23 protein-coding genes and 2 pseudogenes are annotated in these 26259 nt (G+C 72.1%); 12 read left to right on the forward strand and 13 right to left on the reverse strand.

Going from position 1 to position 26259, the window contains the following annotated elements; genetic code table 11:
* The first annotated feature begins 43 nt into the window (after positions 1-43).
* Together FBY22_RS12630 and FBY22_RS12635 are read left to right on the forward strand one after the other, a co-directional pair.
* Positions 44-1795, forward strand: coding sequence for an amylo-alpha-1,6-glucosidase (locus tag FBY22_RS12630; RefSeq protein ID WP_142145106.1), 1752 nt, complete (start codon positions 44-46; stop codon positions 1793-1795).
* Positions 1792-3645, forward strand: coding sequence for an RICIN domain-containing protein (locus FBY22_RS12635; RefSeq protein WP_142145108.1), 1854 nt, complete (start codon positions 1792-1794; stop codon positions 3643-3645). Before FBY22_RS12630 ends, FBY22_RS12635 begins: the two co-directional genes overlap by 4 nt.
* 48 nt (positions 3646-3693) lie before the next feature.
* On the opposite strand, the gene FBY22_RS12640 is transcribed toward FBY22_RS12635, so the two are convergent.
* Positions 3694-5052, reverse strand: coding sequence for an RICIN domain-containing protein (locus tag FBY22_RS12640; protein ID WP_174267130.1), 1359 nt, complete (start codon positions 5050-5052; stop codon positions 3694-3696).
* A gap of 196 nt (positions 5053-5248) precedes the next feature.
* On the opposite strand from FBY22_RS12640, the gene htpG reads away from it, so the two are divergent.
* Complete coding sequence (gene htpG / locus FBY22_RS12645; RefSeq protein WP_142145110.1) at positions 5249-7153, forward strand: molecular chaperone HtpG; 1905 nt, start codon at positions 5249-5251, stop codon at positions 7151-7153.
* A gap of 468 nt (positions 7154-7621) precedes the next feature.
* On the opposite strand, the gene FBY22_RS12650 is transcribed toward htpG, so the two are convergent.
* Together FBY22_RS12650 and FBY22_RS12655 are read right to left on the reverse strand one after the other, a co-directional pair.
* Entirely contained in the window at positions 7622-8644 is a 1023-nt protein-coding gene (locus FBY22_RS12650; RefSeq protein ID WP_142145112.1) for an Acg family FMN-binding oxidoreductase, read from the reverse strand.
* A 62-nt stretch (positions 8645-8706) separates the two neighbouring features.
* On the reverse strand, positions 8707-8904 hold the full coding sequence (locus FBY22_RS12655; protein WP_142145114.1) for a YHS domain-containing protein: 198 nt from the start codon (positions 8902-8904) through the stop codon (positions 8707-8709).
* A 210-nt stretch (positions 8905-9114) separates the two neighbouring features.
* On the opposite strand from FBY22_RS12655, the gene FBY22_RS12660 reads away from it, so the two are divergent.
* Positions 9115-9594: a nitroreductase/quinone reductase family protein gene (locus FBY22_RS12660; protein ID WP_142145116.1), complete on the forward strand. Its 480-nt coding sequence runs from the start codon at positions 9115-9117 to the stop codon at positions 9592-9594.
* Positions 9595-9655: 61 nt separating this feature from the next.
* On the opposite strand, the gene FBY22_RS12665 is transcribed toward FBY22_RS12660, so the two are convergent.
* Positions 9656-10651: a GerMN domain-containing protein gene (locus tag FBY22_RS12665; protein WP_142145118.1), complete on the reverse strand. Its 996-nt coding sequence runs from the start codon at positions 10649-10651 to the stop codon at positions 9656-9658.
* Between the two features lie 219 nt (positions 10652-10870).
* On the opposite strand from FBY22_RS12665, the gene FBY22_RS12670 reads away from it, so the two are divergent.
* Positions 10871-11722 (forward strand): transglutaminase domain-containing protein, encoded by an 852-nt coding sequence (locus FBY22_RS12670; protein WP_142145120.1) that lies wholly within the window; start codon positions 10871-10873, stop codon positions 11720-11722.
* 12 nt (positions 11723-11734) lie between these two features.
* On the opposite strand, the gene FBY22_RS12675 is transcribed toward FBY22_RS12670, so the two are convergent.
* The gene (locus FBY22_RS12675) at positions 11735-12610 is read right to left on the reverse strand and encodes an NAD(P)-dependent oxidoreductase (protein ID WP_142145121.1); all 876 of its coding nucleotides are present in this window, start codon (positions 12608-12610) and stop codon (positions 11735-11737) included.
* A 123-nt stretch (positions 12611-12733) separates the two neighbouring features.
* Here FBY22_RS12675 and FBY22_RS12680 point away from each other — a divergent pair, with 123 nt between their 5' ends.
* Positions 12734-13324 (forward strand): TetR/AcrR family transcriptional regulator, encoded by a 591-nt coding sequence (locus FBY22_RS12680; RefSeq protein WP_174267131.1) that lies wholly within the window; start codon positions 12734-12736, stop codon positions 13322-13324.
* Positions 13325-13364: 40 nt separating this feature from the next.
* Here FBY22_RS12680 and FBY22_RS12685 read toward each other — a convergent pair whose 3' ends face one another.
* Complete coding sequence (locus FBY22_RS12685; protein ID WP_142145123.1) at positions 13365-13769, reverse strand: VOC family protein; 405 nt, start codon at positions 13767-13769, stop codon at positions 13365-13367.
* Between the two features lie 200 nt (positions 13770-13969).
* On the opposite strand from FBY22_RS12685, the gene rox reads away from it, so the two are divergent.
* Positions 13970-15400 carry a rifampin monooxygenase gene (gene rox, locus FBY22_RS12690; RefSeq protein WP_142145125.1) on the forward strand — a complete coding sequence of 477 codons (1431 nt, stop codon included), beginning with the start codon at positions 13970-13972 and terminating at the stop codon, positions 15398-15400.
* A 209-nt stretch (positions 15401-15609) separates the two neighbouring features.
* Positions 15610-16050: an OsmC family protein gene (locus tag FBY22_RS12695; RefSeq protein ID WP_142145127.1), complete on the forward strand. Its 441-nt coding sequence runs from the start codon at positions 15610-15612 to the stop codon at positions 16048-16050.
* Between the two features lie 33 nt (positions 16051-16083).
* Here the strand turns inward: FBY22_RS12695 and FBY22_RS12700 are convergent, their stop codons facing one another.
* The 6 genes and pseudogenes from FBY22_RS12700 to FBY22_RS12725 all read right to left on the reverse strand — a co-directional run bounded on the left by FBY22_RS12700 (position 16084) and on the right by FBY22_RS12725 (position 23039).
* The gene (locus FBY22_RS12700) at positions 16084-17322 is read right to left on the reverse strand and encodes a cation:proton antiporter (protein WP_142145129.1); all 1239 of its coding nucleotides are present in this window, start codon (positions 17320-17322) and stop codon (positions 16084-16086) included.
* Between the two features lie 3 nt (positions 17323-17325).
* A pseudogene (locus FBY22_RS12705) lies at positions 17326-17800 on the reverse strand (cation:proton antiporter regulatory subunit).
* A 170-nt stretch (positions 17801-17970) separates the two neighbouring features.
* Positions 17971-19848 carry a phospholipase C gene (locus FBY22_RS12710; RefSeq protein WP_142145131.1) on the reverse strand — a complete coding sequence of 626 codons (1878 nt, stop codon included), beginning with the start codon at positions 19846-19848 and terminating at the stop codon, positions 17971-17973.
* Between the two features lie 210 nt (positions 19849-20058).
* Positions 20059-21279 carry an iron uptake transporter deferrochelatase/peroxidase subunit gene (efeB, locus tag FBY22_RS12715; protein WP_142145133.1) on the reverse strand — a complete coding sequence of 407 codons (1221 nt, stop codon included), beginning with the start codon at positions 21277-21279 and terminating at the stop codon, positions 20059-20061.
* A complete protein-coding gene (locus FBY22_RS12720) occupies positions 21276-22529 on the reverse strand; it encodes an EfeM/EfeO family lipoprotein (RefSeq protein WP_142145135.1) in 1254 nt (417 codons plus the stop codon). The genes efeB and FBY22_RS12720 overlap by 4 nt, the downstream gene beginning before the upstream one ends.
* Before the next feature lie 120 nt (positions 22530-22649).
* Complete coding sequence (locus FBY22_RS12725) at positions 22650-23039, reverse strand: VOC family protein (protein ID WP_142145137.1); 390 nt, start codon at positions 23037-23039, stop codon at positions 22650-22652.
* A 111-nt stretch (positions 23040-23150) separates the two neighbouring features.
* Here FBY22_RS12725 and FBY22_RS12730 point away from each other — a divergent pair, with 111 nt between their 5' ends.
* The 4 genes and pseudogenes from FBY22_RS12730 to FBY22_RS12745 all read left to right on the forward strand — a co-directional run bounded on the left by FBY22_RS12730 (position 23151) and on the right by FBY22_RS12745 (position 25774).
* A complete protein-coding gene (locus tag FBY22_RS12730) occupies positions 23151-23861 on the forward strand; it encodes a ThuA domain-containing protein (protein WP_142145139.1) in 711 nt (236 codons plus the stop codon).
* Positions 23831-24931: a Gfo/Idh/MocA family protein gene (locus tag FBY22_RS12735; RefSeq protein WP_142145141.1), complete on the forward strand. Its 1101-nt coding sequence runs from the start codon at positions 23831-23833 to the stop codon at positions 24929-24931. Before FBY22_RS12730 ends, FBY22_RS12735 begins: the two co-directional genes overlap by 31 nt.
* A 15-nt stretch (positions 24932-24946) precedes the next feature.
* Positions 24947-25162: pseudogene (gudD, locus tag FBY22_RS12740) on the forward strand (glucarate dehydratase); the annotation flags it as partial.
* Positions 25163-25201: 39 nt separating this feature from the next.
* On the forward strand, positions 25202-25774 hold the full coding sequence (locus FBY22_RS12745) for a GNAT family N-acetyltransferase (RefSeq protein ID WP_142145143.1): 573 nt from the start codon (positions 25202-25204) through the stop codon (positions 25772-25774).
* Positions 25775-25778: 4 nt separating this feature from the next.
* Here the strand turns inward: FBY22_RS12745 and FBY22_RS12750 are convergent, their stop codons facing one another.
* Positions 25779-26216 (reverse strand): VOC family protein, encoded by a 438-nt coding sequence (locus tag FBY22_RS12750; RefSeq protein WP_142145145.1) that lies wholly within the window; start codon positions 26214-26216, stop codon positions 25779-25781.
* Between the last annotated feature and the right edge of the window lie 43 nt (positions 26217-26259).

Consider the following 26259-nt stretch of genomic DNA (forward strand, 5'->3'; position numbering starts at 1 on the left):
CCGGCCGACTGCTGCCCCCTGCTCCAGAAACGAGTCACGTCACATGACCGCCGCCCCGCCCGGCCCGGCCTTCTCCGTCCACGACATCCCGTTTTCCACCCACGGCTCCTGGTTCGACATCTCGCCCGTCGTCGCGGAGAAGACGTACGCCGACGACCTCCACCTCGTCTCGCACCAGAACGGCATGCACGCCGTACTGCGCCTGGTCCCCCTGGACCCCGGCACGGGCGACCGCGTCGAGACCCGCGTCGAGGCCACACCGGCCCTGCTCCGCTGGAACGGCCCGGGCGGGCGCATCGACCTCACCTACCAGTCGCCGGACACCGTACGTCTGCGCGGCAGCGGACTCGGCGTCGGCGTCCTCGCCGCCGCGCCCGCCCTCACCCCGTTCAGCGGCAGCTACTTCTTCCACGACCCCGTGGCCGACGCGCACGTGTTCACGTCGTACGAGACGGGACGCCGCTACCGCGTCACCGTGCTGCGGGGCACCACCGCCCGGACGGCCGGAAGCCAGGCCCTGGGCGGCGCCGAGCGCGGTCTCGCCGTGACCGGGGAAGCGGACGGTACGTGGGAGATCGCGATCGAGGAGTTCGAGACCGCGCGCCCCCCGTACCCGCCCACGGCGGCCTTCGACGACGTCAGGGACTCCACGCTGAGGGCGTTCACCGGCTTCGTCGACGCGGTGGCCCCCTGGCGCTCCTCGGCCACCCCGGCCGCCGAACTCGCCGCCTACGTCCTGTGGTCGGCGACGGTACGGCCCACCGGCCTGGTCACCCGGCCCGCAGTACTGATGTCGAAGCACTGGATGGACAAGGTCTGGAGCTGGGACCACTGCTTCAACGCCCTCGCGCTGGCCCGTGGTTGCCCCGAACTGGCGCTGGACCAGTACCACCTGCCCTTCGACCACCAGGACGCCGGCGGCGCCCTGCCCGACTCCGTCACCCACTCCGAGGTGCTGTACAACTTCGTCAAGCCCCCCATCCACGGCTGGGCCCACGGCCGTCTGCGCCGCCGTCTGCCGACCCAGCCCGTCCGGGCCGAACTGGCCAATACTTACGAGCGGTTGGAGCGCTGGACCGGCTTCTGGCTCACCGCACGCCGGGCCCCCGGGTCCCGACTTGCCCACTACGAGCACGGCAACGACAGCGGCTGGGACAACGCCACCACCTTCGACCCCGAACGAGTGGTGGTCACCGCCGACCTGGCCGCCTTCCTGGTCCTGCAGATGCGCGAACTCGCCGCTCTGGCAGACGAGTTGGAACGGCCTGAGCAAGCGGCCCGGTGGACCGGCGCCGCCGCGGAGATGCAGAAGGAGCTCCTCGACCAGCTCTGGACCGGCGACAGGTTCCTCGCCCGCGGCGCCGCCACCGGCACCACCTGGAGCAGCGCCGGTCTCCTCGACCTCATGCCCGTCGTACTCGGCGAACACCTGCCCGCCGAGGTCGCCGGCGTCCTGGCCGACCGCATCGAGGCGCACCTCACGCCGTACGGCCTGGCCACCGAACTGCCCACGTCACCGCACTACCGCGCCGACGGCTACTGGCGCGGCCCCATCTGGGCGCCCGCCACCGTCCTCGTCGAGGACGGCCTGCGCCGCGCCGGCCACCACCGGCTGGCAGACGACATCAGCGCCCGCTTCCGCGCCCTGTGCGAGACCCACGGATTCGCCGAGAACTTCGACGCCCTCACCGGAACGGGCCTGCGCGACCGCGCCTACACCTGGACCGCCGGCAGCTACCTCCTGCTGGCCGAAGCACACGCACACACCGTCACTGACCCAGGAGCCGCCCCATGAACTCACCCGCCCTACCCACCCCGTCCACGCCCCGCGTCCGAGGCCGGGCAGCCGCCTCCGTCGCCGTCCTCCTGGCCGCCCTCGCCTCCACCCTGGTGCCCGCGGCCCCGTCCCACGCCGCCGACACCGGTGTCACCGTCGACTTCACCACCGCCGGCGGCGCACCCGCCTACCACGGCTCCGGAATGATCTACGGGATGACGCCGAACGGCTCGCTCCCGCAGGACCACTTCTTCAAGGACATCAAGTGGCACTTCATGCGGGCCGGCGGCGCACAGCTCAACAGCGGCGGCTACGCGACCAGCCTCGCCGACTACCGGACCCGCTGGAACTCCACGCTCGCGCAGTACAAGCGCACCGTCGCCCTCGGCGGGACCTTCGTCCTGCTGCCGCACGACCTGTGGGGCGCGGACGGCACCACCAGCCAGGCCTTCCCCGGCGACAACGGCGACTGGACGCAGTTCGACGCCTTCCTCGACCAACTCATCGGTGACGTCAGGGCCAACAACATGACGGTCCAGTGGGACCTGTGGAACGAACCCGACGGCAGCGGTTTCTGGAAGCCCTCACAGGCGCAGTACCTGCAGATGTGGTCCCGCTTCCACGCCCGGGTCCGGGCGGCCTTCCCGGGCCAGTTGATCGTCGGCCCCAGCATCGCCGGGCAGCCCACGTCGTCCAACACCTGGTGGACCACCTACCTGAACTACGTCAAGGCCAACAACGTCGCCCCGGACATCTACAGCTGGCACGACGAGCCCGGCGACCCCGTCAGCGGCGTCGGCAACGCCAACTCCACGCTGTCAGCCGCCGGACTGACCAACACCCGCCCGTACCAGATCAACGAGTACGCCACCCTGTCCATGCAGTCCCCGGGCGGCGGCGCCTGGTTCCTCGGCCGTCTGGAGCGCGCCGGCGCCGACGGGCTGCGCGGCAACTGGGCCTCCGGCACCGGCCTGCACGACAACGAGGCCAACCTGCTCACCAAGAACGGCGCCGGCCAGTACCTGCCGCTGGGCGAGTGGTTCATGTACCGCTACTACGGCTCCCAGAGCGGCAACATCGTCAAACTCACCCCCGGCTCCGGCATCGACGGACTGGCCACCAAGGACAACACGGCCAAGAACACCAAGCTCCTGCTCGGCAGCAACGGCAACACGGGCAACGTCACCGTCAACCTCACCGGCCTCAACGCCACTTCGGTGGTGGAGGGCGGCAAGGTCCGAGCGGTCGTCCAACGGGTCCCGTACAACGGCGGCGCGGCGGTGGCCGGACCGGAGACCGTCGCCGACAGCACGCTGAGCGTCGGCAACAACGCGGCCTCGGTGACCATCCCCTGGAGCAACGCCAAGGACGGCTACACCGTCACCCTGCTCCCGCCGTCCGACCCGACCGTCTCCACCGTCGCGGTCAGCGAGAACAGCGGCCAGTGCCTGGACGACACCGGCCTCAGTACCGCCAACGGCACCCAGTACCAGCAGTGGTACTGCGAAGGCGGCTACCAGCAGATGCTCGACCTGAAGCCGGTCGCCGGCCGGGCCGACACCTACACGGTGGTCGACGAGCTCAGCGGCAAGTGCCTGGACGTGTCGCAGGCCTCCACCGCCGACGGCGCGGCTGTCATCCAGTACACCTGCAACGGAGGCACCAACCAGCAGTTCACCCTCGACCCCGTCACAGCGCTCGGCAACGGCAAGGACTACCAGCTGGTCGCCGTGCACAGCGGCAAGTGCGTCGACGTCAGCAACGTCTCCACCACGGCCGGCGCGCAGATCCACCAGTGGACCTGCGACCCGGCGAGCGCCCTGAGCACCAAGAAGAACCAGATCTGGCGGCTCACGGGCAAGAACTGAGCGCGGGGCGGGCCCCGGCCGGAAGGCGGGGGCCCGCAGCGGCCAGGTTCACTGTCCCGGCGCGAGGATGTAGGTGTTGAGGGTCTCCACGGTGGACAGCGGGCCGGGGGAGCCGAGGTCGTAGCGGTCCACGGCGACGTAGTTGGGCTTCTTGCGGGCGGCCGGTGTGCAGAAGTTCTGCGCCCGGTTGAGGATCTTGCCGTTGTCGGTCGAGGCGGTCCCGGCGATGGTGTAGTCACGGAAGTGGTTCATCACGAACAGCGGGTGGAACGCGGACGAGTCCGTGGTCAGCGGCCTGGTGTCCCAGCGGCTGTAGCAGGACCAGTCGGAGCTGCCGAGGCCGCCGCCCATGGACCAGTAGTTCTCCACGGTCCACTCGCGCTGGTACATCACCCCGAAGGTGTCCCGGGTGCTCCAGCCGTTGGCGGTGTCACTCGCCCGGGTGCGGTCGCTGAAGATCAGCAGCTGCTTTCCGCGCGCGGCGAGGTCGGCCATCGTCGGCCAGCCCTTGGTGGCCGCGCCTTCCTGGTCGGGCCGGTAGAGGACGTCGTAGAGGCCGTTGACGGACGCGAGGGACGATTTCAGCACGTCGGAGGAGGCGTAGTCCTCCAGGAACACGGTGGCGAACTGGCCGGGGTGCGCCTTGAGGAAGTCGACGATGCGCTGCAGGTCGGTGGCGAGCGGGACGGGGCTACTGACGCCGTCGCAACTGTTGTGGCACAGCACCGCCCGCCCGGAGACGGTGTAGTCGTCGAGCATGAACCCCCGTACGCCGTCGGCGAGTTGGCGGCTGATGCCGTAGTTCTGGTTGGGGAACCAGCTGACCGGCCAGGAGGCGAAGTCGCCGTCGGCACCGTTGGCGAAGGCGTTGTGCGCGGTCAGGAAGGTGACCTGGTCCAGGGTGCGGGTGTCGGCGGAGGGCATCGCCGTGGTGGCGTAGGCGACGGGGGTCAGATACCAGCGGGCCAGGTCGCCCGCGGAGCCGAGCTGTACGGCGCCGGCGTCGGAGGAGGAGCCGGTGAGGTACAGCGAGGTACCGGGCGCGGAGACGGTGTAGGTGCCGTCGGCGTCGGCGGTGAGCGTCCAGGTCGTGCCGTCCGCGCCGCAGGCCGCGGTGACGGCGGTGGTGCCGTTGCGGCCGAGGCAGGTGCCGGACTCGTCGGTGTTGCGCAGCTGGTGGCCGCCGTCGACCGCGAGCGGGGTCCACTGCTGGTGGTCCTCGTTGCCCTTGGGGTTGTGCGCGGCGACGGTGCCGCCGCTGTCTGCCGCGTTGCGGCCGGTGACGTAGTTCTGCAGATAGACCGAGGAGGCCGGGACCGCCGCCGAGGCCGCCCCCGGAAGCAGGGCGGGCAGGGACAGGGCGAGGGCGGTGGAGCAGCACAGGAGGCGCAAGGGGCGCAGGCGCACGGGGTCTTCCCTTCACTGCGGCACGACAATGCCGATGTTGACAGAGGCATGACATACCGGAGGGGAGGCCGGACACGCCAGGTGTCGTGGGTGAATTCCCGCCCCGCACCGGTATTCGTCGGCGGCCTGGGCCCGGTGTCCTACAGTGGCTCTCACCTGACCTGGCAACTTCGGGACCTGCGAGGACATGCGAACCATGCCGACCGAAACGTTTGAGTTCCAAGTGGAGGCCCGTCAGCTGCTCCAGCTGATGATCCACTCCGTCTACTCGAACAAGGACGTCTTCCTGCGGGAGCTCGTCTCCAACGCCTCCGACGCGCTGGACAAGCTGCGGCTGGCCGCGCTGCGGCACGACGGCCTCGACGCAGACACCTCCGACCTGCACATCGAGATCGAGGCCGACCCGGACGCCCGTACGCTCACCGTGCGGGACAACGGCATCGGAATGTCGTACGACGAGGTCGGAAAGCTCATTGGGACCATCGCCAACTCCGGCACCGCCGAATTCCTCAAGGAGCTCAAGGAGGCCCAGGACGCGGCGGGCGCCGAGGGGCTCATCGGCCAGTTCGGCGTCGGCTTCTACTCCGGCTTCATGGTGGCCGACGAGATGACCCTGGTGACCCGGCGCGCCGGTGAGAGCAGCGGCACCCGCTGGTCGTCGCGCGGAGAGGGCACGTACACCCTGGAAACCGTCGACGACGCGCCGCAGGGCACCGCCGTCACGCTCCACCTCAAGCCGGCCGACCCCGAGAACCAGCTGCACGACTACACGTCGACGTGGACGATCAAGGAGATCGTCAAGCGGTACTCCGACTTCATCACCTGGCCGATCCGGCTCGTGCCCGGCGCGAAGGGCGAGGGCGAGGACACGCCCGAGCCCGAGACGCTCAACTCCATGAAGGCGCTGTGGGCGCGCTCGCGCGACGAGGTCTCCGACGACGAGTACCACGAGCTGTACAAGCACGTCAGCCACGACTGGCGCGACCCCCTGGACACGATCCGGCTCCAGGCCGAGGGCACCTTCGAGTACCAGGCCCTGCTGTTCCTCCCCGAACACGCGCCGCACGACCTGTTCACCCGCGACTTCCGGCGCGGCCTCCAGCTGTACGTCAAGCGCGTCCTGATCATGGACGACTGCGAGGCGCTGCTGCCGCCGTACCTCCGCTTCGTCAAGGGCGTCGTCGACGCACAGGACCTCTCGCTCAACGTCTCCCGCGAGATCCTCCAGCAGGACCGGCACATTCGGATGATCCAGCGCCGGCTGACCAAGAAGGTGCTGGCGGCGGTCAAGGAGATGAAGGCGGCCGACTCCGCCAAGTACGCCACGTTCTGGCGGGAGTTCGGGGCCGTCGTGAAGGAGGGCCTGCTCGGCGACCCCGACAACCGCGACGCCATCCTCGCCGTCGCGACCTTCGCCAGTACACACTCCGAGGACGAGCCGGCCACGCTCCAGCAGTACGTGGAGCGGATGAAGGACGGCCAGGACGACATCTACTACATGACCGGCGAGTCCCGGCAGGCCATCGAGAACTCCCCGCACATGGAGGCCTTCCGCGCCCGGGGCGTCGAGGTCCTGCTGCTCACCGACCCCGTCGACGAGGTGTGGGTCGACGCGGTCGGCGAGTTCGACGGCAAGCGGCTGCGCTCCGTCGCCAAGGGCGAGATCACTCTGGACGTCCAGGGCGACGAACAGGCCGACGGCGAGCGGGAGAAGCAGGTCGAGGAGTACGCCGGGCTGCTCGGCTGGATGAAGGAGCAGCTCGGCGAGGACGTGAAGGACGTCCGCCTGTCGACCCGGCTCACCGTCTCCCCGGCCTGCGTCGTCTCCGACGCCCACGACCTGACGCCGGCGCTGGAGAACATGTACCGCGCCATGGGCCAGGAGGTCCCGCCCACCAAGCGGATCCTCGAACTCAACCCCTCACACGCGCTCGTGCGGGGCCTGAACCAGGCCTACCAGGAGCGCGAGGACCGCACCGAACTCGTCGAGACGGCCGAGCTGTTGCACGGCCTGGCCGTCCTCGCGGAAGGCGGCCAGCCGAAGGAACCCGCACGCTTCGTGAAGCTCGTCGCGGAACGCCTGGAGCGCGGCCTGCACTGAGCGACGGTGGGCGCCCCCGCCCGGGCTCGGTGGGGGCGCCCACGGCGGGGTGCAAGGTGCCGCCCTCACCGGGCTCGGCGGCGGGCCCTCGCGGGGCCCTCGCGGGGCCCTCGCGGGGCCCTTCGGCGGTGCCCTCCAAGACTCGTTGACGGCGCCCTCGTGCGCCTCGATGGCGGTGCCCTCGCGAGGGATCGAACGCGGTGCCCTCATGGGATCGAAGGCGGTGGCCTCGCCGGCATCGAGGCCGGCATCCTCGCTGGAAACGGAGGGCGCTGCCTCGCCGGAGTCGGAGGCGGCCGCCCCGCTGTCCGCGTCGCCCCGTCGGTCGGGCGATCCGGCGTGGGGCCCGCGTTTCTCGGTTCTCGTCTCTTGTCCGTGGCGCAGCGGGCGCCCTGGCTGCTGACCCGGCAGCCCAGCCAGGCATCGGCCAGGGGGGCGGGAGCGCGCGGCACCGGAGGACGGAAGCCGTCAGGCCGTGGCGTCATCCGTACTGGTTGGCGTCGTGGGGCCGGTGGTTCGCTGTCCGGGTGCCCGGGGGGTGCGGACGCCGTCCGGGCCGTAGCCGAGGCGCAGCAGCAGGTGCGGGTGGCAGCGCTTGTGGCCGGGGACGGCCATGGCCGCCCGCAGGTCCGGCCATTCCATGGCCTGGTGGAGCAGGGAGGTGCGCAGGCCGCGGGCGGTCGCCGTGAGCAGGACGTACTGCAGGGCCTGACCCGCGCGCAGCCAGTCGTCACGCCGGTCGTTGCCCGTCCACAACAGCGCCAGCTGCACATGCCGTTCGAACCACAGGGCCGGCAGCCGCAGGCCCGGCAGGTCGCCGGTGAAGTCCCGCATCGGCATCCGCCCGGCCGCGTCCGGCGGGCCGAGGGCGGTGACCGGGATGCCGTAAGGGGTCCTCGCCTCCGGTGCGTTGAGCCAGGCGCGGGTCTCCGCGGCGCACTCCGGCCGGGCCTGGTTGCGGGCCTCGGCCATGGCGGTCAGGCGCAGCAGACGGCGGGTGCCGGCGATGTCCGGCACGTGCAGCCGCGCGCCCGCGGCCTGCGCCGCCGTCACCATCTCCGCCAGGACGGGATCGGGCACCGGCCGCCCGGTGAACGGCAGCCGGCTGGTGTGCCGGTGCGCGATGGCGTCGTACAGGCCCGGGTCGGAGTGCCGCTCGCCTGCGGTGAGGGAGTCGGTCAGCCGTACCGTGGCCAGCAGCCCCGGCCGGCCCCGCTCCGGCAGCAGCCGCACCTCCGGCCGCCACCCCGAACGGACTGCCGCGAGACGGAGGTTGAACAGCGCGGCACCCACCGACAGGTACTGGGCGCGGTGCACCGGATCGGCCAGCGGGAGGGAGCGGCCGGGTGCCGCGTGCACCTCCACCAGCCTGCCGTCGGGGTCCACGCGGAAGCGCCACGGCTGGGTGTTGTGGATCGAGGGGGCCGCCACGGCGGCGGCCAGCAGCGATTCCACGGTGGCGGTGTCGAGCGCGGCTCGTACGGCCTGCATGAGATGCCTCCCCTTGTCTTCGTGACGGTGGTCGGATGGGCGGGCCCGGCCGCCGGGGGCCGCTACTCGCGGGCGCGGAGGTAGCGGGCCGGATCACCGTCGAATGCGGACGCGCACTCGGCGGAGCAGAAGTGGACGAGGGTGCTCGCTGTCTCTCTGCGCGGGGTGACGCCGTACTTGCTGATCCGTGTGCCGCACACCGGGTCCATTACCGTCTCCGCGGGCTGGTGCCGATGGTGGTTGTGACGCCGGATGCTCATGTCGCCTCCTCGCTCTCGGAGCACCGCCGGATCACCGATCGGCGGTCGCTCCTCCACGGTCGCGGTGCCGGCCCCCGCCCGGGAGGGGACCACCGTCCCGGAACCCGGACCGAAGGACCCCTGCGACCGGCGCCGGGGTGGCGGGACCCTGGCACGACCGAGGGACCCGGGACGCCGGGAGCCCGCCCGTGAACGCAGGGAGGTGGCGTGATGGCCGCGGTGGGAGGACTGCACCGACTGGACCGGTGGCTGTACCGGGGCGGCCGCCCCCACCGTACGGCCCGGGTGCTCAACCGCGTCGGGGCCGCCCAGTACGCGGCCGGTCTCGGCCCCCGCAACTGGGTGGCGCTGGAGGTCCGCGGACGGCGCACCGGACGGCTGATCAGGTTCCCGGTCGTCGTCGCCGAGCACGAGGGCGAGCGCTATCTGGTGTCGATGCTCGGCGAGCGCGCGAACTGGGTGCGCAACGTCCGCGCCGCCGGCGGGCGGGTGGCGCTGCGGCACGGGCATCGTGAGGAGGTCCGTCTGGAGGAGGTGGACGTGGGCGACCGGGCGCCCGTCCTGCGGGCGTACCTGCGGCTGGCGCCGGGCGCCAGGGCCCACGTCCCGGTCGACCGGCACGCTCCGCTGCGGGAGTTCGCGCGGATCGCGGACCGGTTCCCGGTCTTCCGAGTCACCCCCCTCGTGTGAGCGTTCTCCGAGCCCGGACGGGATACCGGCCGCCGGGCTCGGAGCTGTACGCGGGTCCTCCTCAGCGGTTGACGGTCAGCGGAACGGTGTCGACGGTGACGGGCCTGCCGTCCTTGGCGGACAGGTAGTAGGCGGTGAGCAGCCCCGGGCCGGACCGGGCTGCCTTGTAGGGGAAGGTGACGTCGAAGGTGCCCCGGGTGCCGGTGCCGGAAGTCGCCTGGACGCGTACGTCGGCGCACGTGCGCCCGGTGACGTCGGTGACCTTCAGGCGGAAGACGGCCTCGAAGGTGTTGGCGCTGCCCCAGACCCGCAGGGGCGTGTGCACGCTGTTGCCGATCACCGGGGACTCCATCAGGACGGCCGGCGTGACGTCCTCGAAGTCGGCCCGTCCGACGGGCCCGTTGAGGACGATGCCCTCGCCGCCGAAGTACTTCACCGGTTTGCCGTCGAGCTCGAAGCGAACGGAGTGGATGGACGAGAAGCGGGTCGCGGTGAACACGACCTGGGCGAGACGGGCCCGCATGGACAGGCTGCCGCCGCCGTCGTCGTACCGTCCGGAGAGGTCCACGGTCGCCACATGGTCGCGGACCACGACCGAGTGCAGCGTGGTGCCGGACGGGATGGCCGTCGTACGGCCCTTGGACCTCTCGTAGCCGCTGGGCCCGGCCAGCAGCGCGCGGACGGCGCCGGTGGCGGTGGCCGGGGCGGTGACGGTGCGCGGGGCGGGCGAGACGTGCTCGCCGTGCAGGAAGTAGACCGCCGTACGGATCTGCTTCACGGCGGCGCCGGTCCCGGTGCCCGTGCCGCCGCTCGTCGAGGGTGCCCGGGTCGTCGTGCCCGGGGTGGTCGACGGCGCGGAGGGCGCGGGCGCGCCGGAGGTGCCGCCCGAACCGGCCGTGCCGGTCGAGGGGCTCGTGGTCCGGTCGGCCGCGGCCGGTACACCCGAGCCGTTGGTCGTACCGCACGCGGTGACAGTGAGCAGAGGGAGCGTCAACACCGCGGTGACCGCTACGCGGTGGCGTCGGAAGGTGCGGGCGCTCGGGGCCTGAGTGTTCATGGCAGCCTCCTGAGACACTTCCATCCAACGCGTCGGCGGATCGGCCGACCAGGGCTGACCGGCTCTGTCACGAGGCCCAATGGGGTGCAACCGCGTGCCGACAGACCTTTCGGCGGCGGCTTGGTTCCCTCGCGCCGTCCCAGATTGTTGAACATGTTCAATTCTTCCGTCATGATGCCGTCGGCGGCCCCGCGAGTGCCGCATCGAGAGGACGGCGCCATGACGAGTTCACTTCTCACGCCACGAAGGCGCGCCCGGCTCCGCGCGAGCGGCGCGGGAGCGGCGGCGACGGGGACGAGGGCGGCGATGGGGAGTACGGCCCCGACGCGGATCCTCGACCGGCGGCATCCCCGCGTCGTCGCCCTGCTCCGGCGGATCGAGGCGGAGGCCGGTTCGGCTCGGCTCGTGGGAGCTGAGGACCGGTCGGCGTTCCTGCGCGTGGCCCACCGCCACATCGCCGAGGCCGTGCGGCCCGTGTACTCGGTGCGGGAGGACCCGCCCGTGTCCGAGGTGCTGCGCCGCGGCCGCGGCTCGTGCAGCCAGCGGCTGGCCGTGCTGGAGGCCGTGGCGCGGGCGTCCGGGGTGCCCACGCGGGTGCGCGGCCTGCTGGTGGACGGCAGGTTCTGGTATCCGCGCTTTCCGCGGCTGCGCCGATTCGTCCCGGACCAGGTCGTGCTCGCCTGGCCGGAGTTCCGGGTCGCGGTCCCGGCGCCGGTCGGCGGACCCGCCGGGCCCTGGCTGTCGACGTCCGAACTCTTCGGTAGCCTGGACGAGTTGAGCGGTAGGCGTGCCGACGGCTTCAGCAACGCCGGCGCGGAGACGCTCTTCGACGCGCTGTCCAGGACGGCGATCGACTGGGACGGCACGACGCTCTGCCCGGCCTCGGGCGCCGGCTGCGACCTCTCCGGCCATGTCCTGGCCGACCTCGGCCACTTCGACTCGCGCGACGAGCTGTTCGCCCGGCACGGACAGACCCTCTGCGCGACGGCGAGACTGCTGGCCGAGCCCGTCCTGGGGCGCCGCGGCGCCGGAGCCGACCGAGCCGGCCTCGCGGCTCTCGCCGAGACGTGAGCCGCCGGGGACTCACCGTGTCCCGCTCCGCGCCTCGATCGCGCGCAGTACGGCCACCATGTCCTGCCCGCCGTGGCCCTGTTCGACCGTCTCGCCGAACAGGGCGTGGCAGACGTCGAGGAGCGGGGAGGCCAGACCGGCCTTGCGCGCGGCCTCCGCGATCAACCGGTTGTTCTTGAGCACGTCCGCGGCGCCCGCCTGGACGGTGAAGTCACGGTCCAGCAGCTTGGCCCCCTTCACCCGGGAGACCGCGCTGGCCATGGGGCCCGCGTCCAGGACGTCCCGGAGCAGCCGCCGGTCGAGGCCGTGCCGGTCGGCGAAGTGGAACGCCTCGGTCAGCCCGGTGACCATGGTGATCAGGAACAGGTTGACCGAGAACTTCATGAGCAGGGCGCCGGGAACGCCCCCGCAGTCGAACATCTCGCGGCACACCGGGGCGAGCAGCGGTCTCACGTCGTCCACCGCGTCCGCGTCGCCCGCCAGCATCCCCACCAGCTCGCCCCGTTCCGCCGGCACGCGCGACCCGGAAACCGGCGCCTCGACGTAGCGGCCGCCCGCCTGGCGGATGTCCTCGCGCAGGCCGCCGGAGTACTCGGCCGAGGTCGTGCCCATGTGGACGACCGTGCGCCCGGCGACGCGCGTGGCGAAGTCCGGGCCGCCACGGTCCAGGACGGTGTCCACGGCCCTGTCGTCGGCCAGCATGAGGATCACCGTCCCGGCCCGCTCGAAGACCTCGGCGGGACCGGCCGCCACCTCGGCCCCGGCCGCCCGCAGGGGCTCGCACCTGGTCAGGGTGCGGTTCCAGACGACGAGAGGTGTCCCGGCGCGGGCGAGGTTGAGGGCCATCGGCTGCCCCATCACCCCGAGGCCGACGAAACCGACGTACACGACGCACCACCACCCGACGGTCCATGACAGCGGTCATAGCTCTATGACCGCTGTCATAGTAGCGGAGCCGTATGACGGCGGTCATAGGATGGGTGGCGAGACGCATACGCGAGGAGGCCGGAGATGTCCGAACGGGGGCCGCGGGAGCGGATGGTCTTCAGCGCGGCGCAGCTCATCCGGCGCGACGGGGTCGCCGCCACCGGCATGCGGGAGGTCGCCGCCCACGCCGAGGCGCCGCGTGGGTCGCTGCAGCACTACTTCCCGGGCGGCAAGGAGCAGTTGGTCAACGAGGCGGTGGGCTGGGCCGGCCGCTACGCGGGCAGGCGCGTGGCCCGTTTCCTCGCCGCCCTGGACGAGCCGACGCCCAGCGGGCTGTTCGCCGAGATGGTGCGGCAGTGGACCGACGAGTACGAGTGCTCCGGGTTCGCGGCGGGCTGCCCGGTCGCGGCGGCCACGGTGGACTGGGCGGAGTCGGTGCCCTCCACCCGGGAGGCCGTGGCCGCCGCGTTCGCCACCTGGACCGCGCCCGTGGCGCGGGCCCTCACCGACATGGGCGTCCCCGCGGAACGCGGCGGCGCGCTCGCCACCCTCATGATCAGCGCCCTGGAGGGGGCCATCCTCATCGCCCGCGCCGAACGGGACGTCCGGGCCCTGACGACCGTCACCCGCGAACTCGGCCCGCTCCTCGACGCGGCGGTGCGCAAGGACGACTGAGCAGCGATTGCGCGGTGGACGACGACTGCCGCACGGCCGCTCAGGCGTCGCCGCTCCGGCGCACGCGCCGGCGGAGCGAGATCCGGTTGCCGTCCGGGTCCACCGCCTCGATCCGGATGCCGAACGGATAGTCCACGGGCTCGGGTTGGTCGAAGGTCACCCCTCGCTCGCGGAACAGCTCGAAGTCCTTGCGCAGATCGTCCGACTCGAGGAAGACCGGGCCCGGCGCGATGCCCGCCCCCTCCCTCACGGGCTGCCCGGAGGACGCCGCGTGCGGCCACAGGACGATCTCGACAGCGCTCCCCGGGGTGCCCACGGTGAGGAAGCGTCCCTCGGGAGCGCGGTGGTCGACGCGCTTCTGCAGACCCAGGCCTTCCGTGTAGAACGCCAGCGCGCGGTCCTGGTCGGTGACGTAGATCGTGACGTACATGATGTCGGTCAGCACGGTGTCGGCCTTTCCTCGATCGGTAGGGACACCTGGCTGACGAGCACCGCCGGGAGATTGTGACGAGCGCGCGGACGGAAGGTCGTCGTCGGCTCCTCGCCACTTTCAACCTATAGCGCACAGGGGGGCTTGCGGCAAGGTCCCCGTGCTGGCGCACAATCGTCGGCCGAGGCCAGGACCTGCGGAAACGGGGGATCGTGATGATCGACGCGGTCATTGCCGGCGGCGGACCGACGGGGCTGATGCTCGCCGCCGAACTGCGGTTGCACGGTGTGCGCGTGGTGGTGCTGGAGAAGGAACGGGAGCCGACCGAGGTCGTCCGGGCGCTCGGCCTGCACGCGCGCAGCATCGAGGTGCTGGACCAGCGCGGGCTGGCGGACCGCTTCCTCGCGCTCGGCCGGCGGCACCCGCTCGGCGGCTTCTTCGCCGGCATCGCCAAGCCGTCGCCGCAGCGGCTGGACACCACCCACCCGTACGTCCTCGGCATTCCGCAGACCGTCACCGAGCGGCTGCTGGCCGAGCACGCCGTCGAGGCCGGCGCCGACATCCGCCGCGGCAGGGAACTGGTCGGGCTGAGCCAGGACGGCGACGGGGTGACCGCCGAACTGGCCGACGGCACGCGGCTGCGCTCGCGCTACCTGGTGGGCTGCGACGGCGGCCGCAGCGCGGTTCGCAAACTGCTGGGCGTCGGCTTCCCCGGCGAACCCAGCAGGGTGGACACGCTGCTGGGCGAGGTCGAGCTGACCACCCCTGCGGAGGAACTGGCCGTCGTGGTCGCGCGGGTACGCCGGACCCAGCTGAGGTTCGGCGCCATGCCGCTCGGCGAGGGGGTGTACCGGGTCGTCGTGCCCGCGGAGAAGGTCGCCGAGGACCGCTCGGTTCCGCCGACCCTGGACGAGGTCAGGCGGCAGCTGAAGGCGACCGCCGGAACCGACTTCGGTGCGCACTCGCCGCGCCGGCTCTCCCGTTTCGGCGACGGCACGCGCCTGGCCGACCGGTACCGCGTGGGCCGGGTGCTGCTCGCCGGCGACGCGGCGCACGTCCACCCGCCGATGGGCGGCCAGGGGCTCAACGCCGGTCTCCAGGACGCCTTCAACCTCGGCTGGAAGCTGGCCGCGGAGGTGGCGGGGCGGGCACAGGAGGGACTGCTGGACAGCTATCAGACCGAGCGGCGCCCGGTGGCCGCCGCCGTACTGGACAACGCACGCGCGCAGATGGAGCTGATGTCCCTCGATCCTGGGCCGCAGGCGGTGCGACGGCTGCTGGCGGAACTGATGGACTTCGAGGAGGTCAACCGGTACCTGATCGAGAAGATCATCGCGACCGGCATCCGCTACGACTTCGGTGAGGGGCACGAACTGCTCGGCAGGCGGCTGCGGGACGTGCGGCTGGAGCGGGGGCGCCTGTATGAACTGATGCACACCGGCCGCGGGCTGCTGCTCGACCGGATGGGAACGCTTTGCGTGGCGGGCTGGGCGGACCGGGTCGACCACGTCGTCGATGCCGCCCCGGAACTGGACGACGTCCCCGCCGTGCTGCTGCGTCCCGACGGGCACGTGGCGTGGGTGGGTGAGGACCAGAAGGGCCTGCCGGCCGCCCTGGAGAGGTGGTTCGGGGCGGCCACCGCCTGAGCGCATAAGCGCATGTCGGATTTCCCTCGGATCTCTGGCCGGCCCCCTGGGCGAGACGGTCTGCGTCTGCGGCCTGGGAGGGCCGAACCGCCGTGCTGGACGCCCTGCCGGCCGCCGGGACGCCCTGTCGAGCGGCGGCAACCGCCCGACTCCCGCCGCCCCGGTACCGGTAGCAGGCCCCCCGCCGTGGGCCGCATTACTGTCGTGGCATGACAGACGACACCCTGCGCTCGGTCACCGTCCGGCGCACCGCCACCGGCCACTTCACCGCCGTCAACGCCCGCGGCGGCACGATCGACTTCGGTACCGGCGGTGAGCCGGGCGGCACCGAGTTCACCCCGGTCGAGTTGTTGCTCGCCGCGATCGGCGGGTGCACGGCGGCCGACGTGGACGTGGCCACCACCCGGCACGCCGAGCCCACCGGATTCACCGTCACCGTGACCGGCCACAAGATCAGCGACGAGTCCGGCAACCGGATGACCGACCTCTCGGTCTCCTTCGCCGTCACCTTCCCCGAAGGGGCCTCCGCGGACCGGGCCCGGACGATCCTGCCCCGGGCGGTCAAGACCTCCCACGACCGGCTCTGTACGGTCAGCCGCACCGTAGAGCTCGGCACACCGGTCAGCGTGACCGTCGCGGACACCTCCTGAACATCCCTTCCCAGGGACGGCGGCGCGGGGCGGTCACGGGCGGGCGACGGTGTCCTGATCGGCCGTCCTCTCCCGCTCGGCGGTCCCGGCCGCCGGCGACGCGGCGGGGGTGCGGAGCCGGGCGGCCAGCCGGGTGGCGACGGGCTCCGTGAAGCGGGCGGTCAGCGGGCCGACGACGACCAGGAGCAGGACGTAGGCCGTGGCCAGAGGGCCGAGTGAGGGCTCGATGCCCGCGGTGACGGCGAGTCCGGCGATGACGATGGAGAACTCGCCCCGGGCCACGAGCGTGCCGCCGGCCCGCCAGCGGCCCCTGACCGACACACGGGCGCGGTGGGCTGCCCAGTAGCCGGTGCCGATCTTGGTCAGGGTGGTGACGACCGCGAGGGCGAGGGCGGGCAGCAGGGCCGGCGGGATGCTCGCCGGGTCGGTGTGCAGGCCGAAGAAGACGAAGAAGACGGCGGCGAACAGGTCCCGCAGCGGGGCCAGCAGCCCGTGCGCGCCCTCGGCGACCTCGCCGGACAGGGCGATGCCCACCAGGAACGCGCCGACGGCGGCCGACACCTGCAACTGCTGGGCCAGCCCGGCCACCACCAGCGTCAGCACGAGGACGACCAGCAGCAGCTTCTCGGGGTCGTCGCTGGAGACGAAACGGGAGACGTGGCGGCCGTAGCGCACCGCGAGCACCAGTACGAGGGCGGCCACACCGAGCGCGACGGCCAGCGTGAGGCTGCCCGCGGCCAGACCCGCCCCCGCCAGCAGGGCCGTGACGATCGGCAGGTAGACGGTCATGGAGAGGTCCTCCAGGGCCAGGATGCTCAGGATCACCGGGGTCTCCCGGTTGCCGAGCCGGCCCAGGTCGCCGAGGACCTTCGCGATCACGCCGGACGAGGAGATCCAGGTGACCCCGGCGAGGACGACGGCGGCGACCGGCCCCCAGCCCAGCAGCAGGGCCGCCGCGGCACCCGGCAGGGCGTTGAGCGCGGCGTCCATCAGACCGGCCGGGTAGTGGGTCTTGAGGTTGGAGACCAGGTCGCTGGCGGTGTACTCCAGGCCGAGCATGAGCAGCAGCAGGATCACGCCGATCTCCGCGCCGATGGCGACGAAGTCCTCACTGGCGCCCAGCGGAAGCAGCCCGCCCTCGCCGAAGGCGAGCCCGGCCAGCAGGTAGAGCGGTATCGGGGAGAACCGCAGCCGCCCGGCCAGGCGCCCGAGCAGGCCCAGGGCGAGGATGATGGAACTGAACTCGGTCAGGAACGTGGCGGAGGAGTGCACGCCTCACTCCCGTCCGAGTATCGTCGCCGCCGCGTCCACGCCCTCGCGTGTGCCGATCACGATCAGCGTGTCACCGCCCGCCAGCCGGAAGTCCGGCGTGGGGGAGGGGATCGCCTCCGCCCTGCGCAGTACGGCCACCACCGAGACGCCGGTTTCGGTGCGCATCCGGGTCTCGCCGAGGACCCGCCCGTTCCAGTACGAGGTGGCCGACAGCTCGATCCGCTCCGCCACCAGGCCCAGGTCCGTGGTCGACAGCAGGTTCGGCGTGTGGTGGTCGGGCAGCAGCGCGCCGACGAGGGCGGCCGCCTCGCCGGCGGTGAGCCTTACGGACAGGGCGCAGGCGTCGGGGTCGTCCCTGCGGTAGACGCTGAACGTCCGGTCGCCGTCGCGATGCGCCACCACCGACAGGGGCTGCCGGCATGTCGTAGCGGACGCCGATCCCCGGGAGAGGCGTGCTGCTCAGGCGTGGTGCGCCCATGTCTGGTTCCCTTCGGCGGTGAAGCGCGGTGATCGTTCGGCCCACCTACCCCAACCTGCCGCCTTTACCCTCCCATTACTGAACGTTCGCGTCACGTCGGCTCCGTGCGGCGCGGAGGGCCCCGGCCTTCGCCCGGCCGGGGCCCTCAGGTGTTCGTCAGTGCCGAGGAGTTACCCGGCGGCGGAGGCGTTGCTCCTACGGCGGCGCAGCGCGAAGCCCGTCGCGATCGTGCCGGCGGTGACGACGCCGGCGGTCAGGGCGATCGGCAGGGCCGGCGAGGTGGAGCTCGCTTCGGCCAGGTTCTGGGCCTTGAGGTCCTGCACGTACGCCGGGTAGGGCGCGTGCGTGGACGCGGACGAGGCCGTGCGGGCGTAGTGGTGCGGGATCGGCTTCACGGACTTCACCGAGCCGTCCGCGTTCAGCAGCACCTGCTTGCCGTTGGGGTGCCGGAAGTCGAACATGCCGCTCAGGCTGCCCGCGCGCCGGTCGAAGGAGGCGTCACCGATGCGGCCGGTGCGCCAGTTGTTCTCGATGAACTTGGTGATCGACGTCTGCTCGGTGGCCGTGTGGTCGACCGAGTTGACCTTGCTGTAGGGGGAGATGACCAGCAGCGGCTGCCGGGTGCCCGGCCCGCAGCGGTCCGCGTAGCCGCCCGCGGCGGCAGGCCCCGACTGGCACATCGGGCTGTCCAGCGCCTTGCCGTTGGAGCCGGTCGTGGAGTCCTTGGAGCCGTTGAGGACCTTGGAGGTGACGTGGTCGTACCAGCCGTCGGAGTCGTCGTAGGCGACCACGACCGCGGTCGACCTCCACTGCGGCGACTTCTGCAGCGCGTTGATCTCGTCGATCAGGAAGTGCTGCTCGTCGGTCGGGTCGGAGTAACCGGCGTGCCCGTCCTGGTACTCGGCGGCCTTCAGGAAGCTGACGGCGGGCAGGTTGCCGGCCTTGAGGGCGGCGTCGAAGTCGGCCAGGTCGTAGTTGTGGTTCGCGCGGCCGTCGTGCCCGATCTCGGCGACGTTCTTCGGCGCGAGGTGGTGTGGGTTGGACGTCGACCTGTAGTACTCGAACGGCGAGTGGTGGGGGCTGTAGTCGACGACCGAGGCGCCGCCGACGTTGGTGTGCGTGGTGTCGCACTTCGCGTAGTCGCCGCTCTTGCCGTTCCACGCGGTGCTCGGCCGGAAACCGCCCTGGAACCAACCCCAGCTGACGTGCTTGGCGTTGAGCAGGTCACCGATGTTCCGGCCCTGCATCACGGCGAGCGCGTTGGTGCTGGTGTGGTTCTTGCCCGAGCAGTCGTCGAAGGCCGGGTCGGGGTCGTTGATCAGCGTGCCGACGCCCTTGGCGTCCGGGGAGACCACCGTGTACGGGTCCGGGATCGCCGTCTGCTTCGGGTTCTCCGTGCCGGAGGCCGGGTCGACGGAGATCACGCCGTGCGTCTGGCCGGAGACCAGGTTGAGCGCGCCGGGTGTGGAGGGGCCGTAGACCGAGCTGAACGAGCGGTCGTTGAGGGCGTAGTGCTGGGCGTAGTTCCACAGACCTGTGACGGTGTTGCCGTCGTAGTAGTCCATCACCAGGCCGGGCTCGCCGAACAGGCCGCCGCTGCACTTGCTGACCTCGGTGTTCTCGACGTACTTGTCGGCCTTGCCGTCGTCGGCCGCGTACTGCTCGGGGCCGTAGGAATGGTTCTGGTCGCAGGTCATGGCCTGCGAACTGGCCAGCCGCTTGGGTGCGTAGAGGTTCGGGTTGTTCTTCAGCAGCCCGGCGTTGAGCAGGTTGTCGACCTTCGGCGTGTGCGCGGCGGCCCTGAACGTGGTGCCGTCGGTGTTGGCCGCCTTCGGGTAGGTGGCGAAGTAGTGGTCGAACGAGATGTTCTCGTCGTAGATCACCACCAGGTGCTTGATCGGTGTCGCGGTGTGGGTGCCGTGGCCGCCCGCCGAGGCCGCCGCGGCCGGGACGGTGCCGCCCGCCGCCGCCAGTGCCGCCGCGCCCAGCAGAGCTCCCGCACGGCTCAGGCCGCGCCGCGCGCCTGTCGTTCTTCCTGTACCGATCATGCTGTCTCGCCTTCCGATGACACTGCTTCAGAGGACATGCTTCCGAGAGCACTGCGTTGCCCCGCCAGGACATCGATGGTCGTGGCAACCACGGTCGGATCCTTGGCAATCGTTGCGGCGGGTCGGGTGAGCGGCAATGTCATGAGCGCGAATGTTCGGTCAGGAAATCCTCATGGTCTCTTGAGGTTCCTTTGACCTGGGGCGGTGCGATCAGGCCAGCAGGGAGCGCCCGTACCAGTCGGAGCCGTCCCGGACGCCGGGCAGGGCGAAGAAGTAGCCGCCGCCGAACGGGGAGACGTAGTCGACGAGCGGTTCACCGGCCAGCCGCCTCTGCACGGTCTCGAACTGCCGGACCAGATCCTGCTGGTAGCAGCAGAACAGCAGGCCCATGTCGAGGTTGCCGTTGACGTCCACGCCCCGGTCGTAGTTGTAACCGCGGCGCAGGACGCGCTGCTCGGCACTGCCCGCGGTACGGGGGTTGGCCAGGCGGATGTGGCTGTCCAGCGGGATGACGTCGCCCTTGGGGTCCTGCGCGTACTGCGGGATGTCCTTCTCGTGCCGCCCGTCCAGCGGGGCGCCGCTGTCGCGGGCCCGCCCGAACATCCGCTCCTGCTCGGCGAGCGAGACCCGGTCCCAGAACTCCACCAGCATCCGGATCAGCCGTACGACCTGGTAGCTGCCGCCCGTCGCCCAGTCCGGCTCGCCGGAGCCGGCGCCCACCCACACCAGCCGGTCCGTCTCCCGCGCGTCGGTGACGTCCGGGTTGGCGATGCCGTCCTTGAAACCGAAGTGGTTGCGCGGGGTCCCGGAGGGGCGCGGCGGGCTGACGAAACCGTCCATGCGCCAACGCACCTGCAGAGCGCCCCTGGTGTGCCGGGCGACATCGCGCAGCGCGTGCAGGACGGTGTCGGCGCCGTCCGCGCAGAACTGCACGCTGAGGTCGCCGTGGCACCAGTCGGCGTCGAGGTCGTCGTCGGGGAACGACGGCATGGCCGTCAGCCGCCGCGGCCTGCGGGCCGTCAGCCCGTAGCGGTCGTCGAAGAGGGAGGCGCCGACGCCGACGGTGACGGTCAGCCGGTCCGCGGGCACGTCCGGGCCGAGGGTGCCGGAGTCGGCGGGCGGGCCGGTGATGCCGGGCTCGTCCGGGCTGCCGCCGGCCGTCAGGAAGCGGACCCGCTCGGTGAGCGTGCGCAGCGCGTCGCGCAGTTCGGCGCGGTCTCGCGCCGTCGCGTCGAAGGAGACGAACGCCGTGGCGCGCTGTGCCGGTGTGAGGATGCCGGCCTGATGGCGGCCGTGGAAGGGGATCCGCCCGCTCTCCTGGGCCGGCGTGGCCGAGGCGGCGCCGTGGTCGGCGGCCACGAGTCCGGCGCCGGCCACCGCCGCCGCGCCCGTCAGGAAACCCCGGCGGCCGACCTTGCTGACGGGCTTCACGCGGTCCTCCGTACGTCGGTCAGGGCGGCCACGTCGGCGAGCCGCTCCACCAGCTCGCCCAGATCGGCGTCGACCGTCTCCCGCCGGGCGCGGGTCAGCCGGGCCAGAGGCGTCCAACTCCCGCCGTGCCGGAGGGAGTCCAGCAGCCGCTGGGTACGGTCCAGCCAGGAGTCGAGGCCGGGCAGGCCGGTGTCGCGGGTCCTGAGCAGGGGGCGCAGGCAGCCGAGGAGCACCCGGGTGCCGTCCAGGTTGGCGCGGGCCGTTGCCAGGTTGGTGCCGCTGCCGTAGTCGGTGCGGCCGGTCAGTTCGAACTGCACGGTGTTCTCCAGGATCTCGTGCGCGCGCAGCCCGACGTCCGCCGGGTCCATCCGCTGGTCCGGCCAGCCGGCGCGCAGCGCGTGGACGTCCTTGGCGAGACGGTCGGCGGGGCCGCGCAGAGCGCGCGCCGACTCCCCGTGCCACAGGCCGTACTCGACCCGGTGGAAGCCGGTGAAGTCCTTGTCGTGGACGCCCCCGGACAGCCCGGCGGTGGTGCCGTTGATCTGTCCGTCGGCGTCACCGAAGGTGCCGTAGGCGGCGCCCATCCGCTCGTACACCAGGTGCGCGGGCAGCCAAGCCGCGCGCGCCGCCGCGAGGTCGCCGCGGTCGACGGCGTCGCGCAGCGCGGCGGTCTTCCGCTCCAGTTCGACAGTGCGGGCCTGGATCCACTTCTGGTAGGCGAGGGTCGGCGGAATGAGGTCCTGCTGGGTGACCGGCACCGCGGCCGGGCCGCTCTTCACCGTCGCCCCGGTGACGCGGACGGTGGGGCCGGTGACGGCGTCCGCGTCGTCGGGCAGGCACTTGAAGGCGTACGTGCCGTTGCCGAGCGTCACCCGCAACGGGCGAACAGTGCCCGGGGCCAGCCCCTCCACCTCGCCGTAGACCGCGCCCGTCCTCGGGTCGGTCAGATCGACCTCGGCCGCCGTGCTGGAGGTGTTGCGCAGGTCGAAGACCTGACGTCCGCCCACCGGGTGGCTCCAGCCGCGCCCGCAGCCGGCCGGCGTGACCTCCACCGCGGTGTGCCGCAGCCCGTCGCCCGTCGCCGCCTCGGGTCGGCCGCCGGAGCCGCGGGCCACCAGCACACCGGCGACCGTGGCCGCCGCGATCGCCAGCACGCCGCCGGTGAGCAGCGCGGTGCGCCGCCGCGCGGGCGGGACAGGGGCGGGCACGTCACCGGTTCCGGTTCCGGCGCCGACCGCGGCTTCGGGCACGCGGGGCCTCCTGGGGGTCGTACGAGCAGGGCGACCGGTTGATCCTAAGCAGGCCCCGGAACGGCGGTCTCCCCCCTGACCGGGTCCTGACCGGGGCAAGGGCGAGAATTCGGCCACTGTTCACCGCAGGTAGTCCGTCCGCCCCTCGTCGTCGAGTTCGAAGGGACCCTCGGGGATGACGCAGAACTCGTTGCCCTCGGGGTCCGCCATCACCAGGAACCCGCCCTCGGCGTACTGCTCCAGCCGGCGCCCGCCGAGCCGCTCGACCCGCTGCTGCTCCGCCGCCGGATCGGGCGAGGTCACGTCGAAGTGCATCCGGTTCTTGCCCGCCTTGGCCGCGGTCGTGCGCTGGAAGCCCAGCCCCAGGCCTTTGTCCCGCCGCAGCCAGACGTACGGGCCGGTGCGGCCCACGACGGGGCGGCCGAGCAGCTCCGACCAGAACGCGGCGAGCCGCTCGGGGTCCACGGCGTCGACGATGAGGGCATTGATCTGCAGAGGTGAGTCGGCCATGCCCCAATCCTCTCAAGCGGGGCGCCCGGTGCGCCGGATACCGGAGTCGCCCATGTGTACGAGCCCACAAGGGCCGGGAAGATGACAGGAGTTGCCGTACGAGGGAGTGTCATGGCGCAGAAGAGGACCCTGGTGGTCCGCGGCGGGTGGGAGGGACACCGGCCGGTCGAGGCCACCGAGCTGTTCATCCCCTTCCTGCGGGACAACGGCTACGAGGTGAGGGTCGAGGAGTCGACCGCGGTCTACGGCGACGCCGCCGAGATGGAGCGGACCGACCTCGTCGTGCAGTGCGTCACCATGTCGGAGATCACCGCCGGGCAATTGGCCGGTCTCGGCGCGGCGGTCGCCGCCGGCACCGGTTTCACCGGCTGGCACGGCGGCATCGCCGACTCCTTCCGTGCCTCCTCCGACTATCTGCACCTGGTCGGCGGCCAGTTCGCCACCCATCCCGGCAAGGAGCCCTGTCTGCGGCGAGGAGCGGCGGAGGACAACTTCCTGCCCCACACCGTGCACGTCACCGAACTCGGCCGCACCCATCCGATCACCGCCGGACTGGCGGACTTCGAGCTGGAGACCGAGCAGTACTGGGTGCTGCACGACGACCTGATCGACGTCCTGGCCACCACCACCCATCCGGTACGGCCGTACGAGCCCTGGCACCGGCCGGTGATTTCGCCGGCGATCTGGACCCGCCGCTGGGGCGCCGGACGCGTCGTCGTCACGACGCCGGGGCACAGCCTGGACGTACTGCAACACCCCAGTGTCCGCACCGTCGTCGAGAGGGGAATGCTGTGGGCGACGCGCACCGCATCGGCATCGTAGGACTCGGCTTCATATCCCGCGCCTATCTCGACACCCTGGCTCCCCACCCCGACGTCGAGATCGTCGCGGTCGCCGACCTCGACAGCTCCCGCGCGCAGGAGACCGCCCAACGGCTCCCCGGCGCACGGCAGTCGAGCGTCGAGGAACTGCTCGAAGCCCCCGACATCCGGACGGTGCTCAACCTCACCACCCCCGCCGCCCACGCCGACATCGCCCTCGGGGCCATCGCGCACGGCAAGCACGTGTACACCGAGAAGCCGCTGGCCGACACCTTCGCCGGCGGACAGGCCGTCGTCGACGCCGCCACGAAGGCGGGCACCCTGGTCGGCTGTGCTCCTGACACGGTCCTGGGCACCGGCACCCAGACGGCCCGCGCCGCCCTCGACAAGGGCCTCGTCGGCCGCCCGCTCGCCGCCCAGGCCGTCATGGTCACACCGGGCCACGAACGCTGGCATCCCCACCCCGACTTCTACTACGCCCAGGGCGGCGGCCCGCTGCTGGACATGGGGCCCTACTACATCTCCGCCCTCGTCCAACTCCTCGGCCCGGTCCGGGCGGTGACCGGGGCGGCCGCCCGGCTGCGCGGAGCGCGGGTCATCGGCTCCGGGCCGCGCCAGGGGGAGCGGATCGCGGTCGAGGTGGACACCCATGTCTCCGGCGTCCTCGAACACGACAACGGCGCCCTGTCCACCCTCACCACGAGCTTCGACGGCGTCGCGACCACGGCAGCCCCCATCGAGGTCCACGGCGAGACGGGCACGCTCGCGGTCCCCGACCCCAACCACTTCGACGGCCGGGTGCGCCACTTCCCGCTGGGCGGGACCGACTGGCACGAGCTCGAACCGTCGGCGGGATACGCCGGCGGCAGTCGCGGCATCGGCCTGCTCGACTTCCTCCACGGCGGCCGACCCCGCGCCGGCGGCGAACTCGCCCTGCACGTCCTGGAGACGATGACCGCCCTGCTGCGCTCGGCGACCGAGGGCCGCCGCGTGACACTCCGGACGACGGCGACGCGTCCGGCGCCCGTCCCGTTGACCCCGGCCGAGGCATGGCAGGCGCCCTGGCTCTGACGGCCCGCCCGGCGAGAGCGGCTCACCGTCGAACCGCCGTGCATCGTCGGCGGCGAGGTCGCCGTGTCCGACGCCCCAGGTCTGGGTATCCGCCTCGACCCCGACCGGCTCATGGCGGCCCACGAGCTCTACCGCGCCGAGGCGCTGTCGGGCCGTGACGCCGCGATCGGCATGCGCTACGTGGTCGAGGACCGGGAGTTCGACCCCGAACGCCCCTGCCTGGTGCGCTGAAGCAGAGCGCGGACCGGCGGCCCGTGGCACCGTGGTGGCATGACCATCGAGGTGCGCCCGGCTTCGGCCTTCGCGGACGTCCGTTCGGTGCTGGGCCCCAAGTCCCCCGGCGCCACCGTCTGTTGGTGCCTCAGTCACCGCATCCCGTCGAAGCTCGACCGCACGCTTCGGGGGCCGGCCCGCGGGGAGTACGTCGCCGAGCTGTGCCGTAACTCCCCGCCGCCCGGTGTGCTCGCCTACGACGGTGACGAACCGGTCGGCTGGGCGGCCGTCGCCCCGCGCGCGGCCACCTCCTACGCGCGCAGCCGGACGATCCCGCACGTCGACGACCTGCCGGTCTGGTCGCTGTGGTGCATCCGGGTCCGCCCGGGCCACCGCGGACAGGGCGTCTCGCACGCCCTCATCGCCGGCGCGGTCGACTTCGCCCGCGCCCAGGGCGCCCCGGCGATCGAGGCCTACCCGCTCGACAGCGGCGGCGGCCGGGTGGACACCACCATGGCCTACGCCGGAATCCGGGCGAACTTCGAGCGCGCCGGGTTCGTCCACGCCGCCGACACCACCTCGGTGCTGGCCGGCCGTCCCCGGGTGCTGATGCGGCTCGACCTGCGGTGAGGGATCAGCCCGGGGACGCGGCGGCGACGCAGAACTCGTTGCCCTCCGGGTCGGCCATCACGATGTGATGCCCGTCGAACTCGTGAAGGACGCGCCCGCCGGCCGCCACCAGCCGCCCGGCCTCCGCCCTGATCCGCGCCCACCGCTCCTCGGGGCCGCCGTGCCCCGGTACCCGGATGTCGATGTGGAGCCGGTTCTTCGCCGTCTTGGGTTCGGGCACCCTCAGGATGGACAGGCGGGGGCCGGTGCCGTCGGGGGCGCAGAGCCACGCGGCGTCGTCCGCCGACTCGTCCTCCGGGAGGTCGAACTGGGCGAGCCACTCCTCGCGGGTGGCGAAGGGAGCGGGCGGCGGCTCGTCGACGTAGCCCAGCGCCGTCTTCCAGAAGCGGGCCAGGAGCCGGGCGTCCGCGCAGTCGAGGGTCAGATCGATTCTGGCTGCCATGACCGGACCGTATCGGTTCCACAACCCGGCTTTGCATGACCAT

Origin of the sequence: Streptomyces sp. SLBN-31, assembly GCF_006715395.1 — a bacterium.
Lineage (GTDB): Bacteria > Actinomycetota > Actinomycetes > Streptomycetales > Streptomycetaceae > Streptomyces.

Excerpts from the sequence above, each read along its gene's own strand:
- FBY22_RS12665 (WP_142145118.1), bottom strand. The coding sequence starts at position 10,651 with ATGAACACTCAGGCCCCGAGCGCCCGCACCTTCCGACGCCACCGCGTA.
- rox (WP_142145125.1), top strand. The coding sequence starts at position 13,970 with ATGATCGACGCGGTCATTGCCGGCGGCGGACCGACGGGGCTGATGCTC.
- FBY22_RS12725 (WP_142145137.1), bottom strand. The coding sequence starts at position 23,039 with ATGGCCGACTCACCTCTGCAGATCAATGCCCTCATCGTCGACGCCGTG.
- htpG (WP_142145110.1), top strand. The coding sequence starts at position 5,249 with ATGCCGACCGAAACGTTTGAGTTCCAAGTGGAGGCCCGTCAGCTGCTC.
- FBY22_RS12635 (WP_142145108.1), top strand. The coding sequence starts at position 1,792 with ATGAACTCACCCGCCCTACCCACCCCGTCCACGCCCCGCGTCCGAGGC.
- FBY22_RS12655 (WP_142145114.1), bottom strand. The coding sequence starts at position 8,904 with ATGAGCATCCGGCGTCACAACCACCATCGGCACCAGCCCGCGGAGACG.
- FBY22_RS12750 (WP_142145145.1), bottom strand. The coding sequence starts at position 26,216 with ATGGCAGCCAGAATCGATCTGACCCTCGACTGCGCGGACGCCCGGCTC.
- FBY22_RS12730 (WP_142145139.1), top strand. The coding sequence starts at position 23,151 with ATGGCGCAGAAGAGGACCCTGGTGGTCCGCGGCGGGTGGGAGGGACAC.
- FBY22_RS12710 (WP_142145131.1), bottom strand. The coding sequence starts at position 19,848 with ATGATCGGTACAGGAAGAACGACAGGCGCGCGGCGCGGCCTGAGCCGT.
- FBY22_RS12660 (WP_142145116.1), top strand. The coding sequence starts at position 9,115 with ATGGCCGCGGTGGGAGGACTGCACCGACTGGACCGGTGGCTGTACCGG.
- FBY22_RS12695 (WP_142145127.1), top strand. The coding sequence starts at position 15,610 with ATGACAGACGACACCCTGCGCTCGGTCACCGTCCGGCGCACCGCCACC.
- FBY22_RS12630 (WP_142145106.1), top strand. The coding sequence starts at position 44 with ATGACCGCCGCCCCGCCCGGCCCGGCCTTCTCCGTCCACGACATCCCG.
- FBY22_RS12680 (WP_174267131.1), top strand. The coding sequence starts at position 12,734 with ATGTCCGAACGGGGGCCGCGGGAGCGGATGGTCTTCAGCGCGGCGCAG.
- FBY22_RS12745 (WP_142145143.1), top strand. The coding sequence starts at position 25,202 with ATGACCATCGAGGTGCGCCCGGCTTCGGCCTTCGCGGACGTCCGTTCG.
- FBY22_RS12670 (WP_142145120.1), top strand. The coding sequence starts at position 10,871 with ATGACGAGTTCACTTCTCACGCCACGAAGGCGCGCCCGGCTCCGCGCG.
- FBY22_RS12650 (WP_142145112.1), bottom strand. The coding sequence starts at position 8,644 with ATGCAGGCCGTACGAGCCGCGCTCGACACCGCCACCGTGGAATCGCTG.